Below are 18,041 nucleotides of genomic sequence, written 5' to 3' on the forward strand. Positions count from 1 at the left end.
TCATGTTTTTGCGCCACATCATCGTTTTCAGCTTCATCGCCCTGCTCGCCGGCTGCGCCGGCTTTGGCGCCCGTGAATCGGTCGAGGGCCACGGCGACCCCGCGTCATGGCGCGAGCACAAACTGCAATTGACGGCCCTCGATGGCTGGCAGATCGACGGCAAGATCGGTATTCGCGCCCCGAAAGACTCAGGCAGCGGCACCCTGTTCTGGCTGCAGCGCCAGGACTACTACGACATCCGCCTGTCCGGTCCACTGGGTCGTGGGGCCGCACGCCTGACCGGCCGCCCCGGCGATGTCAGCCTGGAAGTAGCCAATCAGGGTCGCTACAGCGCCGCGAGCCCGGAAACCCTGCTCGAAGAACAGATGGGCTGGAAACTGCCGGTCTCCAACCTGGCCTGGTGGGTTCGCGGACTGCCGGCACCGAGCAGCAAGAGCCGCCTGACCCTGGATGCCGACAGTCGCCTGGCCAGTCTTGAGCAGGACGGCTGGCAGGTGCAATACAGTGCCTATACCCAGCAAAACGGCTACTGGCTGCCCGAGCGCATCAAGCTGCACGGCACCAACCTTGATGTCACGCTGGTGATCAAGGCCTGGCAACCGCGCAAGCTGGGGCAATGACATGCCGGCCACTCGCCTGACATTACCTTCGCCAGCAAAACTCAACTTGATGCTGCACATTCTTGGGCGCCGCGAAGACGGCTACCACGAACTGCAGACGCTGTTTCAGTTTCTCGACTACGGCGATGAAATCACCTTTGCCGTACGCGAAGACGGCATCATCCAGTTGCACACCGAGTTCGAAGGCGTACCCCACGACAGCAACCTGATCGTCAAGGCCGCGAAAAAACTCCAAGAGCAATCCGGATCGGCACTGGGCATTGATATCTGGATCGACAAAGTCCTGCCCATGGGCGGCGGAATCGGTGGCGGCAGTTCAAATGCGGCCACCACCCTGCTGGGTCTCAACCACCTCTGGCAACTGGGCTGGGATGAAGATCGCCTGGCCGCGCTCGGCCTGACACTGGGCGCGGACGTTCCGGTTTTTGTGCGCGGACATGCAGCGTTTGCCGAGGGCGTGGGGGAGAAACTGACCCCCGTAGAACCCGAAGAACCCTGGTATCTCGTACTGGTACCGCAAGTATCTGTAAGTACAGCAGAAATTTTTTCCGATCGGTTGTTGACACGTAACTCGTCTGCCATTAAAGTGCGCCCCGTTCCCAAGGGAAACAGTCGAAATGACTGCTTACCGGTGGTAGCAAGGCGTTATCCAGAGGTACGTAACGCTTTGAATTTGTTAGGTAAATTTACCGAAGCAAAACTCACCGGAACTGGAAGTTGTGTGTTTGGGGGCTTCCCAAGCAAAGCTGAAGCTGATAAAGTCTCGGCCCTTCTTACAGAGACCCTTACAGGGTTTGTAGCAAAGGGAAGCAACATTTCGATGTTGCATCGCAAGCTGCAAAGTCTGCTCTAAAGGAATCGATTACTGGGTAATCGTTGCAACAGATACAGGGGCGTCGCCAAGCGGTAAGGCAGCAGGTTTTGATCCTGCCATGCGTTGGTTCGAATCCAGCCGCCCCTGCCATTTTCCTATACTCATCCAGGTTACCCTCAGCCTTCAGGTACTGCGCGTGTCCAAGATGATGGTCTTTACGGGGAACGCCAACCCCGATCTGGCTCGACGTGTCGTACGTCAGCTGCATATCCCTCTCGGTGACATCTCTGTCGGTAAATTTTCCGACGGCGAAATTACAGCCGAGATCAATGAAAATGTCCGCGGTAAAGACGTCTTCATTATTCAGCCGACTTGCGCTCCGACCAACGATAATCTGATGGAACTGGTAGTGATGGCCGACGCCTTCCGCCGCTCCTCAGCCACTCGAATCACTGCGGTGATCCCCTACTTTGGTTATGCCCGTCAGGATCGCCGTCCGCGTTCCGCACGTGTAGCTATCAGCGCGAAAGTTGTTGCTGACATGCTTACCGTAGTCGGCATCGATCGTGTTCTCACGGTTGATTTGCATGCTGACCAGATCCAGGGCTTCTTCGATATTCCGGTAGATAACATCTACGGCTCCCCTGTATTGGTGGATGACATCGAAGACCAACGCTTCGAAAACCTGATGATCGTGTCCCCGGACATTGGCGGCGTCGTGCGTGCACGTGCCGTTGCCAAATCCCTGGGCGTGGATCTCGGGATTATCGACAAGCGCCGTGAGAAAGCTAATCACTCTGAAGTGATGCATATCATCGGTGATGTCGAAGGGCGTACCTGCATCCTGGTTGACGACATGGTCGATACCGCCGGCACCCTGTGCCACGCGGCTAAAGCCTTGAAAGAGCATGGCGCTGCCAAAGTCTTTGCCTACTGCACACACCCTGTGCTGTCGGGTCGGGCTATCGAGAACATTGAAAATTCCGTGCTGGACGAGCTGGTGGTGACCAACACCATCCCGCTGTCCGCTGCAGCACAAGCCTGTGCACGTATCCGTCAACTGGATATCGCACCGGTTGTTGCCGAAGCGGTTCGCCGCATCAGCAATGAAGAATCGATCAGCGCGATGTTCCGTTAAGGGCCCTGCCCTTCGGACTTCTCGATGACGAAAAGCGCCCCGCCCCGGCATACCTGTCGGGGCGGGGCTTTTTTGCCCATATCGCCTTTAGCGCTGGTCGCAAACGCTGGGGCGAATGTGGTTATTTTGGAGATACAACATGAACGATTTTACTCTGAATGCTGAAGCGCGTTCCGACCTGGGGAAAGGTGCGAGCCGCCGCCTGCGTCGTCTCGCAAGCCTGGTTCCAGCTGTAGTTTACGGTGGCGAAAAAGCCCCTGAATCCATCAGCATGCTGGCCAAAGAAGTTGCCAAACTGCTCGAAAACGAAGCGGCCTACAGCCACATCATCGAGCTGAACGTTGGCGGCACCAAGCAAAACGTAATCATCAAAGCTCTGCAACGTCACCCGGCCAAAGGCCACGTGATGCACGCTGACTTCGTACGCGTTGTTGCTGGTCAGAAACTGACCGCTATCGTTCCTGTGCACTTCATCAACGAAGCTGCTCCAGTGAAGAAAGGCGGCGAGATCTCGCACGTTGTTGCAGAAATCGAAGTTTCCTGCCTGCCAAAAGACCTGCCTGAATTCATCGAAGTTGACCTGGCTAACGCCGAAGTCGGCTCGATCATTCACCTGTCCGACATCAGCGCTCCTAAAGGCGTTGAATTTGTTGCTCTGGCTCACGGTAACGACCTGGCTGTTGCCAACGTTCACGCTCCACGTGTTGCTCCAGAAGCTGCAGAAGGCGCTGCAGAGTAATTTACTCTGTACGCCGGAGTGACCGAGTAACATCGCGGGCTGGAACGTAGCGAGAAAGCGGGCGGAACGCGGAGTTTACATCATGGTAAATGAGCACTTTTCGTCCACTTTCGCCGCACATCTCCATGGCTGCGATGTTACTAACCACTCCAAGGAAGGGCCCCTGACGTGACTGCCATAAAACTGATCGTTGGCCTGGGAAATCCAGGCGCCGAATACGAACAGACCCGGCATAACGCAGGGGCCCTTTTTGTTGAGCGCATCGCGCACGCGCAAGGGGTCAACCTTGTCGCCGATCGCAAATATTTCGGCCTGACCGGGCGCTACTCGCACCAGGGTCAGGATGTTCGCCTGCTGATTCCCACCACGTACATGAACCGCAGCGGCCAGGCCGTAGCGGCCCTTGCAGGTTTCTTCCGCATCAAGCCTGAAGAAATTCTCGTGGCGCATGACGAACTCGACCTGCCTCCCGGCGTTGCCAAGCTCAAGCAAGGCGGCGGCCATGGCGGTCACAACGGGTTGCGCGACATCATCGCGCAACTGGGCAATCAGAATACGTTCTACCGCCTGCGGCTTGGCATTGGCCACCCGGGCGTCGCCAGTATGGTTTCAAATTTCGTCCTGGGTCGTGCGCCACGCGCCGAACAGGAAAAACTCGATGCCAGCATCGACTTTGCCCTCGGCGTGCTGCCGGATATCCTCGCCGGAGAATGGAACCGCGCGATGAAAAACCTGCACAGCCAGAAGGCCTGACTTTTACCCGAGGGGAAACACCATGGGATTCAATTGCGGCATCGTCGGCCTGCCTAACGTCGGCAAGTCCACCCTGTTCAACGCCCTGACCAAGTCCGGTATCGCGGCCGAGAACTTCCCCTTCTGCACCATCGAGCCGAACAGCGGTATCGTGCCGATGCCGGATCCACGCCTGGACGCCCTGGCGGCCATCGTCAATCCAAAGCGCATCCTGCCGACCACCATGGAGTTCGTCGACATCGCTGGCCTGGTAGCCGGCGCCTCGAAAGGTGAAGGCCTGGGCAACAAGTTCCTGGCCAACATCCGCGAAACCGATGCTATCGCCCACGTGGTCCGCTGCTTTGAAGACGACAACGTGATTCACGTCTCCAACAGCGTCGACCCGAAACGCGACATCGAGATCATCGACCTGGAACTGATCTTCGCCGACCTCGACAGCTGCGAGAAGCAACTGCAGAAAGTCGCGCGCAACGCCAAGGGTGGTGACAAGGACGCCGTGGTCCAGAAGGGTCTGCTGGAGCAACTGATCGCCCACTTCACCGAAGGCAAACCGGCGCGCAGCCTGATGAAGAACATGAGCACCGACGAAAAAGCGGTGATCAAGGGCTTCCACCTGCTGACCACCAAGCCAGTGATGTACATCGCCAACGTCGCCGAAGACGGCTTCGAGAACAACCCGTTGCTCGACGTGGTGATGGCCATCGCCGAAGAAGAAGGCGCCATCGTTGTCCCGGTGTGCAACAAGATCGAAGCGGAAATCGCCGAGCTCGATGACGGCGAAGAGAAAGACATGTTCCTCGAGGCCCTGGGCCTGGAAGAGCCTGGCCTGAACCGTGTGATCCGTGCCGGCTACGAGATGCTGCACCTGCAGACCTACTTCACCGCCGGTGTCGAAGAAGTCCGCGCCTGGACCGTACGCGTCGGCGCCACCGCCCCGCAAGCTGCTGGCGTGATCCACACCGACTTCGAAAAAGGCTTCATCCGCGCCGAAGTCATCGCCTACAACGACTTCATCCAGTTCAAGGGTGAAGCCGGTGCCAAGGAAGCCGGTAAATGGCGCCTGGAAGGCAAGGACTACATCGTCAAAGACGGCGACGTGATGCACTTCCGCTTCAACGTGTAAGCAGAGCGTTGGTTTCCTGAAACATCAGGAAGCCAAACGACAAAACCGCGCCATGGCGCGGTTTTGTCGTTTCTGGGCCAAGCTCTCTACTAGGTGATGCTCGCCCGTCTCCAGGCATTTTTTGGCTTCCGAAAATTCGTTGCATTTGCAATCATATTAATGGATGCAGTATGGTGCAAGGACCACGGAACACATGGAGTGCATTGCAATATGATCGGATTTTCCAGTTTCAGGACAACCCGGGAGACCGGTCTGGCAGCCCAGGCCTGCATCGAAAAAATCCAGACGCTTGCCCATCAGGCCAATAAAGGATTCTCTTCGCCGCTCTACGCCATGATCGATATCGCCGATCGCCTGGAAAGGGATCCGCAAACGGCAAGGAATATCTGGGTAGTGCGATCCAACCAGCAGTCCGGCGCTGAGACAACGCACACACGAATCAGCGCCTGGCCACTGCGATTCAGCCCACAGGCCCATGCCAGCGAAAAACCCTTGCTGTATCTGAGCAGTTCCGTGACCTCGGCAGAGCTCTGTGCGCTATCGAGTGAGTCCGCCCAGCGCGGGATTTTCTGCAACGACATTGAAACGCTATCCTCCAACTGGCCCAAGGGCGCTCATCCCTGGCTCCCACTCTGGCTGGCCGCCAACCCGCAATGCCTGCCATTCGATCCAGCCAGCGGCGCGGAAGCACGCGCCATTGCAATTGCAGCCTTGCAGAGCCTGTATGTAGAAGGTCGCCACGGATTTTATTACATGGCGCTTCATGATGATCCCAATGACTTCACAGGGCCAATGAGTAGCCTCAGTGCGAACCAGGCGCTCAAAGGCATGTACAAGGTCAGCGAGCTGGATACCGACATACAGCAGCCTCGGGTTCGCCTGCTGGGTGCGGGACTGGCCTTGCGCGAAGTGATTTCAGCGGCGCGGATGCTGCGTGAGGATTGGGGCGTGGCCAGCGAGCTCTGGAGTTGCCCCAGCTATACCCGCCTGGCGCGAGATGCCAATAGCGCCGAACGCTGGAACCGCATGCATCCCGGTAGGTTTCGGCGTTCCTCGCACTTGCGCGATTGCCTGAATACCAAGGACTCCCCGGTCATTGCCGTGACCGGATACGCACAGCATGTAGCCGATCAGATCGGCGCGCACATAACCTCGCGCTTTGTAGCGCTCGGCGCCGACTCAACCGAATCGCTACCTGGCGAACCGACCTCGGGCAAGACGGTGGACAAGCACTGGATTGTCACGCTGGCGCTGCGAGCGCTGGCCCAGGAAGACAAGATCCCCCAGGAGTACGTCGAGCAGGCGATGCGGCGCTATCTGCTGCAATGAAGCATTCGCAGCTAGTGCGCGCTGTTGCGTGCGGCACTGGCGGCACGCTCCAAGGCGTCACTGAAAAAGCGTTGTTGCTGATCATCGAATTGCGACAGAAACAATTCGTCCACCGCGCCTTCGTAAATCTTCCACATCTTTTTGCGCAACACTTTGCCGCTCTCGGTGATGGAGGCACAGGCTCCGCGGCCGTCATCACTGGCACGACTGCGCTCGACCAAGCCCTCGGCCTCCAGGCGGTCGATCAAGCGCGTGAGATTGTAGCGCTCGATAGCCATTACATCGGCCAGTTCATTCATGCGCCGAGTGCCATTGGGACCGCTTTCCAGCCCCCACAACGCATCGTACCAAGCGTAGGCCGGTAACCCGGCTGCGGCCAGACGGCGCTCGATTTCCCGTATCAGACAGCGGTGAGCCCTGACGAATCTGAACCAGGTATCCGGCTCGCTTGAAGACATGCTTCACCCTTCCAATGAAATCGATTTAGTTGCAATTGTAACGCGCAGCACGATAAATTCCGCATGTGATTGCAATTGCAATCATATTCATTTTGAAGGATTGGTGCACACCAATCCCCCTTCGCCACATCACCGAATGACTCGGTGCTAGCGCTGCACTATCCAGGAGACGACGATGGCACAACAACCCGTGTTTCTCGACGAAGATCCACAAGAAACTCGCGAATGGCTCGAATCCATCGAATCGGTCTTGAGCGTCGAAGGCCGCCCTCGAGCCCATTACCTGATCGATCAGTTGCTGGATTTCGATGTCAGCCAGCATGGTGACTTTTACGGGCGCGTCACCACGCCCTACGTCAATACAATTGCCGCGGACCGCCAGCAAGCCTATCCCGGCGATCTAGCCGTAGAGCGACGGATCAATGCCTATATCCGCTGGAACGCCCTGGCTATGGTCCTGCGTGCCGGCAAACATTCGAACGTTGGCGGGCATATCGCCTCCTATGCCTCGGCAGCCGTCCTTTACGACGTCGGCTTCGAGCATTTCTTCCGTGGCCGGACCGAGCAGTTCGGTGGCGACATGGTGTATATCCAGGGTCACTCCTCACCGGGCATCTATGGGCGTGCCTACCTCGAAGGTCGCTTGAGCGAAGATCAACTGGATAACTTCCGACGCGAGACCGATCGCGATGGCGTTTCTTCCTACCCTCACCCTCGGCTCATGCCCGATTTCTGGCAATTCCCCACCGTGTCCATGGGGCTGGGGCCGATCACCGCGGCCTATCAAGCGCGCTTCATGCGATACCTCGAGGATCGCGGCCTGAAGGAACATCAAGGTCGAAAAGTCTGGGCGTTCCTGGGGGATGGGGAAATGGACCAACCGGAGTCTCTAGCGGCCATTTCGCTGGCGGGCCGGGAAAAGCTCGACAACCTGATCTTCGTCGTCAACTGTAACCTGCAGCGTCTGGACGGCCCGGTACGTGGCAATAGCAAGGTGATCCAGGAATTCGAAAGCCTTTACCGGGCAGCCGGCTGGAACGTCATCAAGGTGATCTGGGGAGGTGGCTGGGATGCCCTGTTGGACAAGGACTCAAGCGGCCTGCTACGTCAGCGCATGATGGAGTGCGTCGACGGCGAGTATCAAAACTACAAATCCCAGAACGGTGCTTACGTACGCGAACACTTCTTCGGCAAATACCCCGAGTTGCTGCAACTGGTCAGTGACATGAGCGACGACGAAATATGGAAGCTTTCTCGCGGCGGCCACGATCCGGAAAAAGTCTACAACGCCTATGCGGCCGCCATGCGCCACACCGCGGGGCCGAGCGTCATCCTGGCCAAGACCGTCAAAGGTTTTGGCATGGGTGAAGCGGGCGAAGGACAGAACATCAATCACCAACTGAAGAAGATGGGTAACGATGCGATCAGGGCCTTCCGTGATCGCTTTTCGCTGGAAATCACTGACGATCAACTGGGTGAAATGCCCTACTTCAAGCCTGCTCCGGACAGTATTGAAGCGCGCTATCTACAAGCCAGGCGCACCCAACTGGGTGGTTACATTCCACAACGAATCAGTGTGGCAGAGCCCCTGCTGATCCCACCGTTATCGACCCTCAATACCCAGCTCAAAGGTACCGGCGAGCGCGAGATTTCCACCACCATGGCCTTCGTGCGCATCCTTGGTACGCTGCTCAAGGATCCGAATATCGGCAAGGTGATCGTCCCCATCGTCCCAGATGAATCACGGACCTTCGGCATGGAAAGCCTGTTTCGCCAAATCGGTATCCACTCCCACGTCGGCCAACTGTATACGCCCCAGGATGCTGGTCAACTCAGCTACTACAAAGAGGCCAGGAACGGTCAAATCATGCAGGAAGGCCTGAACGAATCCGGCGCCATCTCCTCCTGGATCGCGGCCAGTACCTCGTACAGCAACCACGGCGTGATGACCGTGCCCTTCTATATTTTCTATTCCATGTTCGGCTTCCAGCGCGTAGGCGATCTCGCCTGGGCCGCCGGTGATGCTCGTGCCCGGGGTTTTCTGCTCGGCGCAACCTCAGGCAGGACCACCTTGATGGGTGAAGGTCTGCAACACGACGATGGCCACAGCCACGTGCTGTCTTCGACCGTCCCCTGCTGCGTGTCCTACGACCCGACCTACGCCTATGAGCTGGCAGTGATCATCCAGGACGGCATGCGGCGCATGTACGTCGAAAACGAGGACATCTACTACTACATCACCCTGCTCAACGAAAACTACGCGCATCCGGACCTGCCCGAGGGTGCCGAGCAAGGGATTCTCAAAGGAATGTACCCGCTCTCAGCCAGCGTGCAACAGTGCGAAGGCAAGCATGTGCAACTGCTGGGCTGCGGCTCGATCCTGCTGGAGGTCATCGCCGCTGCGCAGTTGCTGGAGTCGGACTTCGGCGTCAGCAGTGAGGTCTGGAGCGTGACGAGCCTGACCGAACTGCGTCGAGAAGGCCAGGAGGTCGAGCGCTGGAACCTGCTGCACCCGCAAGATACGCAACGAGTCGGTCATGTGGAAAGTTGCTTGCAGGACAAACAGGGGCCGATGGTAGTCGCGACCGATTACATGAAAATATTTGCCGATCAAATCCGTCCGTTCGTCCTCAAGCGTCGCTTCATCGCGCTGGGCACAGATGGTTTCGGCCAATCGGATACTCGCGAATCATTGCGCAAGTTTTTCGAGGTCGATCGTCACTTTATTGCTGTAGCCGCCTTGAAGGCGCTGGCCGATGAAGGCACGTTGCCAAGAGAAAAAGTGGCACAAGCAATTGCCCTCTATGGCATTGACCCGGAGAAACAGAACCCCGCCAAAGTCTGACAGTGCTTGCGCACCCAAGATAAAGCCGCGTTTGATACGCGGCTTTTTTGCGCCTGACATACTCAAAAGCCAAACCACGCTCCTACAAGGAATGTGGCGGATCAGGCCTTTTTGGTGCGCGGCAGGAAGATCGCCAACACCCCGAGCAGCGGCAGGAACGAGCACAGGTAATACACGTACTCGATGCCGTGGATGTCCGCCAGGTAGCCCAGCAGCGCCGCACCAATCCCGCCAAAACCGAACATCAGGCCGAAGAACACCCCGGCGATCATTCCGACATTGCCCGGCACCAATTCCTGCGCATAGACCACGATGGCGGAGAAGGCCGAGGCCAGGATGAAGCCGATCACCACGCTGAGGACGCTGGTCCAGAACAGGTCGACATGGGGCAGCAGCAAGGTGAACGGCGCCACACCCAGGATCGAGAACCAGATCACCGCCTTACGGCCGATCTTGTCGCCGATCGGCCCACCGAAAAAGGTCCCCGCCGCCACCGCGCCGAGAAACAGGAACAGGTGCAACTGGGAGCTGGCCACCGACAGGTCGAACTTCTCGATCAGGTAGAAGGTGAAGTAGCTGGTCAGGCTGGACATGTAGAAGTACTTGGAGAACACCAGCAGGCCAAGCACCACCAGCGCACTGAGTACCCTGCCCTTCGACAGCCCGTGGGTCGCCGCCTGGCCTTGCTTGAGCTTGAACAGGCTCAAGTGGTTGGCGTACCAGCGGCTGATGCGGTACAGCACCAGCAGGGCGAACACGGCGAACAGACCGAACCAGGCCACATTGCCCTGGCCGAACGGAATGATGATTGCAGCGGCCAGCAAGGGGCCGAATGCCGAGCCGGCGTTACCGCCCACCTGGAAGGTCGACTGCGCCAGGCCAAAGCGTCCACCAGAGGCCAGCCGTGCCACTCGCGAGGCTTCCGGGTGAAAGGTCGAGGAGCCGATACCGATCAACCCCGCCGCCAGCAGGATCAAGGGGAAGCTGCCGACCTGGGACATCATCAGGATGCCGATCAGGGTGCAGATCATGCCCAGCGGCAGCAGATAAGGCTTGGGGTGACGGTCAGTGTAGTAGCCGACCCAGGGCTGGAGCAGCGAGGCAGTGAGCTGGAAGGTCAAGGTGATCAGACCGACTTGAGTGAACGTCAGCCCGTAGTTCTCCTTGAGCATCGGATAGATCGACGGCAGCACCGCCTGGATCAGGTCGTTGATCAAATGCGCCAGCGCCACCGCGCCGATGATGCGCATGACCAAGGGGCTACTTTGCGCCGCAGGGGCGGCCACTTGAGGATTACTGGTTGCCATGAAAGTTTCCAAACAGCAGATGGGTGCGCAAGTGCAGGTGCGCCAATGTGCCATTTTTCAGTGCGGCAACGCCATCCCCTTAGCCTGCTAACGACTTGAAACAATCCACCTATGGGATGATTTGCCCGGGAGCGAAGCAGAAAAACCGGGGTTTTTCCGCGGTCGGAGGATAAGCGGTTGAAAGCGTAGAGAAATATTTTAGATTTATGCTTGACACATCGTCGTTCCAAGCCAATAATGCGCGCCACTTGGCTACATAGCTCAGTTGGTTAGAGCATAGCATTCATAATGCTGGGGTCCGGGGTTCAAGTCCCTGTGTAGCCACCAAGTACTAAAAACGGCTTACCGCAAGGTAGGCCGTTTTTTTATGCCTGGAGAAAAGTGCCACCCCGCCGACATCCGCCCCGACGTTGCAGCTGGCGTCTGCCGCCGATACAGTCGCCCACTCTATTTCCCCACGGACGGAGTGCCCTCGTGTTCCCAGCCTTCCCTACACGCCGCTTGCGCCTTGGCGCCCTGTCGCTGCTCGCCACCGCACTGACTCTCGCCGCCTGTAGCGCGCCACCCGCCTCGACCACCGTAAGCACCCTGCCCGCAGCGCCGGAAATGGCCTCGGGCTTTCGCACCGACCTGAGCACCCAATACGCCAGCAAACACATGGCGGCAGCGGCCAACCCACTCGCCGCTGCCGCCGGGCGGGAGATGCTGCGCCAGGGTGGCTCGGCCATCGACGCCGCTATCGCCATGCAGGCAGTGTTGACCCTGGTAGAACCCCAGTCCTCGGGGATTGGCGGCGGCGCCATGATCGTGCTGTGGGACGGCAAGGCCGTGCGCACCTACGATGGCCGTGAAACCGCACCGGCGGGTGCCAACGAACGCTTGTTCCTGCAGGCTGATGGCAAGCCCATGCCGTTCCCGCAGGCACAGATCGGTGGGCGTTCCGTCGGCACGCCGGGGGTCTTGCGCGCACTGGAGATGGCGCATCGCGAACACGGGCGCCTGCCATGGGCCAGGCTGTTCGAGCCGGCCATCGCGCTGGCGCAGAAGGGCTTTGCGATCTCGCCACGCTTGCACACGATGATTGCCTCCGATCCGTTCTTGCCGCGCTCCCCCGACATGGCCGGGTATTTCCTCAACCGCGATGGCAGCCCGAAAGCCGTCGGTACCCTGCTGCAAAACCCGGCCCTGGCCAAGGTCCTCGAGCGCATTGCCAAGGAAGGTCCGGACGCCCTGTATCAGGGGCCGATTGCCGAGGAAATCGTGGCCAAGGTCCAGGGCCACGCCAACCCCGGCAGCCTGTCGCTCAACGACCTCAAGGGCTACCGGGCCAAGGAGCGCGCCGCGCTGTGCAGCGACTACAAGCGCTGGCAGGTCTGCGGCATGCCGCCGCCCTCTTCTGGCGGGATCGCCGTGGCGCAGATCCTCGGCACCTTGCAGGCCCTGGAAGGCCGCGACAGCCGTTTTGCCCTGGCGCCCCTCAGGCCGATCAAGAATGAGCGTCCGGCCGGCCTTGAGCCCGCTCCTGAGGCCGTGCACCTGATTGCCGAAGCTGAACGCCTGGCCTACGCCGACCGCGCCCTGTATATCGCCGACTCGGACTTCGTGCCGGTGCCGCTGGCCGGCCTCCTCTCCCCTGCTTATCTCGACAGCCGCGCCGCCTTGATCGGCGAGCGCAGCATGGGCACCGCCAAGCCGGGCACACCGGCGGGCATCCAGGTGGCGTACGCGGCGGATCGTTCGCCGCTGCGCATCTCGACCTCCCAGGTGGTGGCGGTCGATGACTTGGGTGGGGCGGTGTCGATGACCACCACCGTGGAAGCTGCCTTCGGCTCGCACCTGATGGTGCAGGGCTTCATGCTCAACAACCAGATGACCGACTTCTCGTTCATCGCCGAAGAACACGGCCAGCCAGTGGCCAACCGGGTCGAGCCGGGCAAACGCCCGCGTTCATCCATGGCGCCGACGTTGGTCTTCGATCGCCAGAGCGGCGAACTGCTGGCCACCGTGGGTTCGCCCGGCGGCTCGCAAATCATCGAATACGTCGCCAAGTCGCTGATCGGCATGCTCGACTGGCAACTCGACCCGCAAGCCGCCATTAGCCTGCCCAACTTCGGCAGCCGCAACGGCCCCACCGAACTGGAACGCGGCCAGTTCAGCCCGGCGCTGATCCAGGCGCTCAAGGACAAGGGGCATACGGTAAACGAGATCGACATGACCAGCGGCACCCAGGCCATCATTCGCGTCCGCGACGCGCAGGGCAAGGCTGCCTGGGCCGGTGGCGCCGATCCACGGCGTGAAGGTGCAGCGCTGGGGGATTGATCGGAAAACGGGACACAAACTGCCCTTCGCGGCAGTGGCGAGCACGCTTGCTCGCCACTGCCCGCCGTCTACGCCGCTATACGCAAATGCACCAAGGCCAGCCGGCGGCCCTCGGGGTCCTGGCGTTCTTCAATGGCAAACGGGGTAAACCCCAGTTTGGGGTAGAGCAACAACCCGGCCACGTTAGTGTTGAAGCACGACAGCGTCACCTCCCGGGCCTGGTGCCGGGTGCGGGCAATCGTGATCATCTGTTCGATCAATTGCGCACCGATTCCCTTGCCCCGCACCTCAGGGTCGACGATCACGTTGCCGATGGTGCAGGTGCCCGCCGTTGCCCATTGATAGAAATTGGCAAAACCGACCACCACACCGTCCAGCTCGATCACTGTGGAGTCCGAACGTTTGTCGATCGAACCCTGTAATTGTTGGTCGGTCAGCGGCCAGGTCGCGGCCGGGAAAAAGAAAAACTGTTCTTCCTGATTGCGCGCAAAACCACGGATTCGCGGAATATCCTGGGCGTCTACCGCTCTGAAAGTGATGGTCATGGGTGGGGTCTCCTTGTCCCTTTTTTCAACGATTGGCAACCAGATGGGCGCCAAACAATAGGTAGCAACTACCGGCAAAACGATCCAGCCACTGCCGCGAGCGGCCGTAAGCCTGGGCAACTCTTCGGCTGGCAAACAACAGCGCCACGCTGCAGTACCAACTGAAGGACAACGTAGCCATGGTCAGCACTGCCAGCGCCAGCAGCATTGGCGGTGGCGAAGCCGGCATCGAGGTGGCGAATATCGTGGCGACGAACAGCGCGGACTTGGGGTTGGTCATGTTACCCAGGAAACCCAGGCGATAGGCGCTGAACAAACTGCGCTGCGCCTGCCCCAGGCCCTCACTGGCGCCCAGCTCCAGCGCTGGCTTGCGCTTGAACTGTTTGAGCCCCAGATAGATCAGGTAGACCCCTCCGGCAATCTTGAACGCCAGGTACAAGGTCGGGGCCGCCGTGAACAGCGATTTGATTCCCAGGCCACCGGCCAGGCCCCACAACACCGTACCCGTCGCGACTCCCATGGCGGCCACGACGCCATGGCGGCGCGAACAACTGGCGGCCAGTTGCGCCGTGGTGAAAAAATTCGGCCCCGGGGTAATCACCGCCACGGTCCAGAGCAACGCCAGCGATAACAGGGGCGCGACGTAGGTCAGGGGTTGGACATCCATTTGTCAGTCACCTGTGTGATTGCTGGAATAGCGTTTTTACTCGACCTTGAGCCCATCAGGCAACCGGTTATCCGGCTGACAGCCCACCCGCACCTGGGATACCGTGGGAACCAGTGCCAACCCCATGAATGATGACTGCCCATGAGCAAGCCAAGACTCCTCACCGACTGGTTCCATCGCGCCCCCCAAAGTGCTGGGCTGGAGCGGATCGAGGCGTATTTTTCGGGGCACGGCTATGACCTTCACCGGCACGACACCTACGCCATCGGCCATACCCTGGCCGGGGTCCAGAGTTTTCAGTATCGCGGCGGTTGGCGCCACAGCCTGCCCGGCAGCACCATGGTGCTGCACCCGGACGAAGCCCACGATGGCGAGGCCGGTACCGAAGAAGGCTTCAAGTACCGGATGCTCTACGTCGAGCCGGCGCTGATCCAGCAGATGCTCGGTGGTCAGCCACTGCCATTCATCAAGACGGGGATCAGCAATGATCCACGCCTGTTCGCCGCCACCGGAGCGCTGCTGCAAAGCCTCGATCGCCCGCTCGACGCGCTGGAGCAGCAGGATGCCCTGTTTGACCTGGCCCAGGCCCTGCACGTCGTTTCCGGCGCCTGCGCGCGGCGTCAGCGCTTCGATTATGTGGCGGCGGAGCGCGCGCGCGAGTTCATGCACAGTGCTCTCGATCAGCCGGTGACCCTCGACCAACTGGCCGAGCACAGCGGGCGCGACCGCTGGAGCCTGTCACGGGACTTTCGCTTGTTGTTCGGCACCAGCCCCTACCGCTATCTGACCATGCGCCGCCTGGACCTGGTGCGCGCGCTGCTGATGCAGGGCGAGTCGCTGAGCAACGCCGCGCTGATCGCCGGCTTCAGCGATCAAAGCCACATGACTCGGCAATTCGGCAAGGCCTACGGCCTGTCACCCGCGCGCTGGATGAACATGCACCGCGCCTGAGCGCCGCACAATCGTGCAAGAGTCTGCTGCAGGTCCCGGCTACCCTGGGTTCGCCATCAACCTTCAGGAGCCGTGCCATGCCGTCCCATCAAAGCCTCAACCTCGCCAGCAAACTGCAACAGATCACCGAGCACTGGTCGCCACGGGTGATTGCCGAAATGAACGACTACCAGTTCAAAGTGGTGAAACTGCTGGGGGACTTCATCTGGCATGATCACCAGGACACCGACGAAACCTTCATCGTCCTCGACGGCCAGTTGCGCATCGACTTTCGCGATGGCCAGGTACTGGTGCGCAAAGGCGAAATGTACGTGGTGCCCAAGGGCGTCGAGCACAAGCCCTATGCCGAGCAGGAAGTCAGCCTGATGCTGATCGAACCCCGCGGCGTACTCAATACTGGCGAGGCCGGTGGTTCGCGCACGGCGCAAAATGATCAGTGGATCTGAAGCGCGACGCGGCTAAACGCTGAATAAGGAGATTCAATGCACGCCTTCCCCATCCTCGACACCCCGCGCTTGCACCTGCGTGAGATCCAGATGGACGACGCGCCGCAATTACTGGCGATTCATGGCGACGCACAGGCCATGAAGTGGTTCGGGATCGACCCCCTGACCGAGCTGGCCCAGGCCGAGGAACTGGTCGAGACCTTTGCGGCTTGGCGCACCCACGCCAACCCCGGTACCCGCTGGGGCCTGCAGCGCAAGGGCGAGGACCGGCTGATCGGCAATTGTGGCCTGTTCAAATGGAATCGTGGTTGGCAGAGCTGCTCCCTGGGCTTCGCCCTGCTGCCCTCGGCCTGGGGCAACGGACTGATGGGCGAGGCACTGGAGGCGGTGCTGGCCTGGGGCTTCACACACATGCAACTGAACCGTGTGGAGGCCCTGGTCCATCCACGCAACCAGGCCTGCCTGAGCCTGCTCGAACGCCAGGGATTCAGCCAGGAAGGACGGTTGCGCGAGGCCGGATTCTGGTCCGGCAGGCACTGCGATTTACTGATGCTGTCACGCTTGCGCAGCGATCGCTGCAGCCCTCAAGTGGCGAGCTGATTGGCGAACTGCCCGACCGCGCTGACCACTTTCTGCGCACCGTCCTGGATCTCGACAATCACCGTGCCCGCCTCCGCCGCCAGCGCCAAGCCTTGCTCAGCCTGGAGTTTGCCGTCAGTCATCAGCACCACCGCATCGCGCACCATGTCCTGGTTCTGACGCACCACCCCGACGATTTCGTCGGTGGCTTTACTGGTACGCGAAGCCAACTGCCGGACTTCGTCCGCGACCACGGCAAACCCACGGCCCTGCTCGCCAGCGCGGGCGGCTTCAATGGCCGCGTTAAGCGCCAGCAGGTTGGTCTGCTCGGCAATGCCGCTGATGGTCTTGACGATGCTGCCGATCACCAGTGACTGCTCGTTGAGTGCCTCGATACCTTCTCCGGCCTGCTGCATGTGACGGGCCAGCTCACGCATCACATCGACCGCCTGGGTCACCACCGCCGTGCCGCGTTGTGCGCTGCTGTCGGTCTGCAACGAGGTGGTATAAGCGATGTTCGCCGCCTCGGCGACCGCCTGTTCCTGCTTGACCTGGTCGGTGATGACGGTGGCAAATTTCACCACTTTGTACAGCTTTTCGTTGGCATCGCGCACCGGGTTGTAGGACGCTTCCAGCCAGACCGTCCGCCCGTGACCATCGACCCGTTTGAAGCGGTCGGCGACGAATTCACCGGCATTCAAGCGCCGCCAGAACTCCTGGTAGCCAGCACTCTGGTATTCCTGCGGTTCACAAAACAGGCGATGGTGCTGGCCCTTGATTTGCGCCAGGGTGTAGCCCATGCCGCTGAGGAATCGCTCGTTGGCCATCAGTACATGGCCGCCCAGGTCAAACTCGATCACCGCGGTGGAGCGCAGCAGTGCGCCGATCAGGTTCTCGTGCTCACGGGAGGCTTCGATGGTGCGAGTCAGGTCGCTGGCATAAATCGATACGTGCCTGACGCGCCCATCCGGGCCACGCACCGGCTGGGAGATCGAGCGCAACCAGGCTTCTTCACCGCTGCCGCGCAGCAAACGCAGGGCACCGGCGAAGTGCTCGCCACGGGTCAAGGCATGGCGAAAGCGTTGGTGAAATTCGTCGCTCTTGACGTGCGGCGGAACTATATCGTCGATCGGCCGGCCAATCAGTTCGTTGCCCTTGTAGCCCATTTGCTCGGCGAAATTGTGGTTGATCGCTTGCACTCGACCATCCGGGTCCAGAGTGAGCACCAGCATCTCGCTGTCCAGGCTTTCCTTCACTTGTTGAAGGCTGGAGAGTTCCTCGCGCAGAGCCGACAGCTCCTGCTTCAAGCGTTTGTTGAACATGGGGGACACCAAAGGGCCGAGTTGAGTGCATCGCTGTGCCTAGCCATCGGCTTTGCGCGGATTTTCTGAAGAGCCAGGCCGGCTTG

At 59.9% G+C, this 18,041-nt stretch carries 17 protein-coding genes and 2 tRNA genes; 14 read left to right on the forward strand and 5 right to left on the reverse strand.

Translation table 11 applies throughout. From position 1 onward, the window contains the following. Window positions 1-2: 2 nt before the first annotated feature. From lolB to CKW24_RS15285, 8 genes are all read left to right on the forward strand, one after another. Window positions 3-620, forward strand: coding sequence for a lipoprotein insertase outer membrane protein LolB (gene lolB, locus CKW24_RS15250; protein ID WP_095169008.1), 618 nt, complete (start codon window positions 3-5; stop codon window positions 618-620). Window position 621: 1 nt separating this feature from the next. Further along, window positions 622-1,473 carry a 4-(cytidine 5'-diphospho)-2-C-methyl-D-erythritol kinase gene (gene ispE / locus CKW24_RS15255; RefSeq protein WP_095169009.1) on the forward strand — a complete coding sequence of 284 codons (852 nt, stop codon included), beginning with the start codon at window positions 622-624 and terminating at the stop codon, window positions 1,471-1,473. Between the two features lie 36 nt (window positions 1,474-1,509). Further along, window positions 1,510-1,584, forward strand: a tRNA-Gln gene (locus CKW24_RS15260). A gap of 46 nt (window positions 1,585-1,630) precedes the next feature. Continuing rightward, entirely contained in the window at window positions 1,631-2,572 is a 942-nt protein-coding gene (locus tag CKW24_RS15265; protein WP_003171603.1) for a ribose-phosphate pyrophosphokinase, read from the forward strand. A gap of 139 nt (window positions 2,573-2,711) precedes the next feature. Continuing rightward, window positions 2,712-3,311, forward strand: coding sequence for a 50S ribosomal protein L25/general stress protein Ctc (locus CKW24_RS15270; protein WP_095169010.1), 600 nt, complete (start codon window positions 2,712-2,714; stop codon window positions 3,309-3,311). Between the two features lie 168 nt (window positions 3,312-3,479). Next, window positions 3,480-4,064 carry an aminoacyl-tRNA hydrolase gene (gene pth / locus CKW24_RS15275; RefSeq protein WP_095169011.1) on the forward strand — a complete coding sequence of 195 codons (585 nt, stop codon included), beginning with the start codon at window positions 3,480-3,482 and terminating at the stop codon, window positions 4,062-4,064. A gap of 22 nt (window positions 4,065-4,086) precedes the next feature. Further along, on the forward strand, window positions 4,087-5,187 hold the full coding sequence (ychF, locus tag CKW24_RS15280) for a redox-regulated ATPase YchF (RefSeq protein WP_095169012.1): 1,101 nt from the start codon (window positions 4,087-4,089) through the stop codon (window positions 5,185-5,187). Window positions 5,188-5,397: 210 nt separating this feature from the next. Then, entirely contained in the window at window positions 5,398-6,516 is a 1,119-nt protein-coding gene (locus CKW24_RS15285; protein ID WP_095169013.1) for a pyruvate dehydrogenase, read from the forward strand. 11 nt (window positions 6,517-6,527) lie between these two features. On the opposite strand, the gene CKW24_RS15290 is transcribed toward CKW24_RS15285, so the two are convergent. Then, complete coding sequence (locus tag CKW24_RS15290; protein WP_095169014.1) at window positions 6,528-6,974, reverse strand: MarR family winged helix-turn-helix transcriptional regulator; 447 nt, start codon at window positions 6,972-6,974, stop codon at window positions 6,528-6,530. A 175-nt stretch (window positions 6,975-7,149) separates the two neighbouring features. On the opposite strand from CKW24_RS15290, the gene aceE reads away from it, so the two are divergent. Beyond that, on the forward strand, window positions 7,150-9,819 hold the full coding sequence (aceE, locus tag CKW24_RS15295) for a pyruvate dehydrogenase (acetyl-transferring), homodimeric type (protein WP_095169015.1): 2,670 nt from the start codon (window positions 7,150-7,152) through the stop codon (window positions 9,817-9,819). A gap of 101 nt (window positions 9,820-9,920) precedes the next feature. On the opposite strand, the gene CKW24_RS15300 is transcribed toward aceE, so the two are convergent. Continuing rightward, entirely contained in the window at window positions 9,921-11,126 is a 1,206-nt protein-coding gene (locus CKW24_RS15300; protein ID WP_095169016.1) for an MFS transporter, read from the reverse strand. Between the two features lie 250 nt (window positions 11,127-11,376). On the opposite strand from CKW24_RS15300, the gene CKW24_RS15305 reads away from it, so the two are divergent. Together CKW24_RS15305 and ggt are read left to right on the forward strand one after the other, a co-directional pair. Then, a tRNA-Met gene (locus CKW24_RS15305) sits at window positions 11,377-11,453 on the forward strand. 147 nt (window positions 11,454-11,600) lie between these two features. Further along, window positions 11,601-13,445 carry a gamma-glutamyltransferase gene (gene ggt, locus CKW24_RS15310; RefSeq protein ID WP_095169017.1) on the forward strand — a complete coding sequence of 615 codons (1,845 nt, stop codon included), beginning with the start codon at window positions 11,601-11,603 and terminating at the stop codon, window positions 13,443-13,445. 68 nt (window positions 13,446-13,513) lie between these two features. Here ggt and CKW24_RS15315 read toward each other — a convergent pair whose 3' ends face one another. Then, on the reverse strand, window positions 13,514-13,990 hold the full coding sequence (locus tag CKW24_RS15315) for a GNAT family N-acetyltransferase (protein ID WP_095169018.1): 477 nt from the start codon (window positions 13,988-13,990) through the stop codon (window positions 13,514-13,516). Between the two features lie 25 nt (window positions 13,991-14,015). Further along, window positions 14,016-14,657, reverse strand: coding sequence for a LysE family translocator (locus CKW24_RS15320; protein ID WP_095169019.1), 642 nt, complete (start codon window positions 14,655-14,657; stop codon window positions 14,016-14,018). Between the two features lie 141 nt (window positions 14,658-14,798). Here CKW24_RS15320 and CKW24_RS15325 point away from each other — a divergent pair, with 141 nt between their 5' ends. The 3 genes from CKW24_RS15325 (at window position 14,799) to CKW24_RS15335 (ending at window position 16,654) form a co-directional block, all read left to right on the forward strand. After that, a complete protein-coding gene (locus tag CKW24_RS15325; protein ID WP_095169020.1) occupies window positions 14,799-15,608 on the forward strand; it encodes an AraC family transcriptional regulator in 810 nt (269 codons plus the stop codon). A gap of 77 nt (window positions 15,609-15,685) precedes the next feature. After that, on the forward strand, window positions 15,686-16,054 hold the full coding sequence (locus CKW24_RS15330) for a cupin domain-containing protein (RefSeq protein WP_095169021.1): 369 nt from the start codon (window positions 15,686-15,688) through the stop codon (window positions 16,052-16,054). 36 nt (window positions 16,055-16,090) lie between these two features. Next, window positions 16,091-16,654 carry a GNAT family N-acetyltransferase gene (locus CKW24_RS15335; RefSeq protein ID WP_095169022.1) on the forward strand — a complete coding sequence of 188 codons (564 nt, stop codon included), beginning with the start codon at window positions 16,091-16,093 and terminating at the stop codon, window positions 16,652-16,654. On the opposite strand, the gene CKW24_RS15340 is transcribed toward CKW24_RS15335, so the two are convergent. Continuing rightward, window positions 16,639-17,955 carry a PAS domain-containing methyl-accepting chemotaxis protein gene (locus CKW24_RS15340; RefSeq protein WP_095169023.1) on the reverse strand — a complete coding sequence of 439 codons (1,317 nt, stop codon included), beginning with the start codon at window positions 17,953-17,955 and terminating at the stop codon, window positions 16,639-16,641. The genes CKW24_RS15335 and CKW24_RS15340 overlap by 16 nt on opposite strands. Between the last annotated feature and the right edge of the window lie 86 nt (window positions 17,956-18,041).

This window comes from Pseudomonas sp. Irchel 3H3 (genome assembly GCF_900187635.1).
GTDB lineage: Bacteria > Pseudomonadota > Gammaproteobacteria > Pseudomonadales > Pseudomonadaceae > Aquipseudomonas.

Coding starts and splice junctions, on each gene's coding strand:
- CKW24_RS15290 (WP_095169014.1), bottom strand. CDS start 6,974: ATGTCTTCAAGCGAGCCGGATACCTGGTTCAGATTCGTCAGGGCTCAC.
- CKW24_RS15315 (WP_095169018.1), bottom strand. CDS start 13,990: ATGACCATCACTTTCAGAGCGGTAGACGCCCAGGATATTCCGCGAATC.
- CKW24_RS15330 (WP_095169021.1), top strand. CDS start 15,686: ATGCCGTCCCATCAAAGCCTCAACCTCGCCAGCAAACTGCAACAGATC.
- CKW24_RS15325 (WP_095169020.1), top strand. CDS start 14,799: ATGAGCAAGCCAAGACTCCTCACCGACTGGTTCCATCGCGCCCCCCAA.
- CKW24_RS15340 (WP_095169023.1), bottom strand. CDS start 17,955: ATGTTCAACAAACGCTTGAAGCAGGAGCTGTCGGCTCTGCGCGAGGAA.
- CKW24_RS15300 (WP_095169016.1), bottom strand. CDS start 11,126: ATGGCAACCAGTAATCCTCAAGTGGCCGCCCCTGCGGCGCAAAGTAGC.
- ychF (WP_095169012.1), top strand. CDS start 4,087: ATGGGATTCAATTGCGGCATCGTCGGCCTGCCTAACGTCGGCAAGTCC.
- CKW24_RS15270 (WP_095169010.1), top strand. CDS start 2,712: ATGAACGATTTTACTCTGAATGCTGAAGCGCGTTCCGACCTGGGGAAA.
- CKW24_RS15285 (WP_095169013.1), top strand. CDS start 5,398: ATGATCGGATTTTCCAGTTTCAGGACAACCCGGGAGACCGGTCTGGCA.
- ispE (WP_095169009.1), top strand. CDS start 622: ATGCCGGCCACTCGCCTGACATTACCTTCGCCAGCAAAACTCAACTTG.
- CKW24_RS15335 (WP_095169022.1), top strand. CDS start 16,091: ATGCACGCCTTCCCCATCCTCGACACCCCGCGCTTGCACCTGCGTGAG.
- CKW24_RS15320 (WP_095169019.1), bottom strand. CDS start 14,657: ATGGATGTCCAACCCCTGACCTACGTCGCGCCCCTGTTATCGCTGGCG.
- lolB (WP_095169008.1), top strand. CDS start 3: ATGTTTTTGCGCCACATCATCGTTTTCAGCTTCATCGCCCTGCTCGCC.
- aceE (WP_095169015.1), top strand. CDS start 7,150: ATGGCACAACAACCCGTGTTTCTCGACGAAGATCCACAAGAAACTCGC.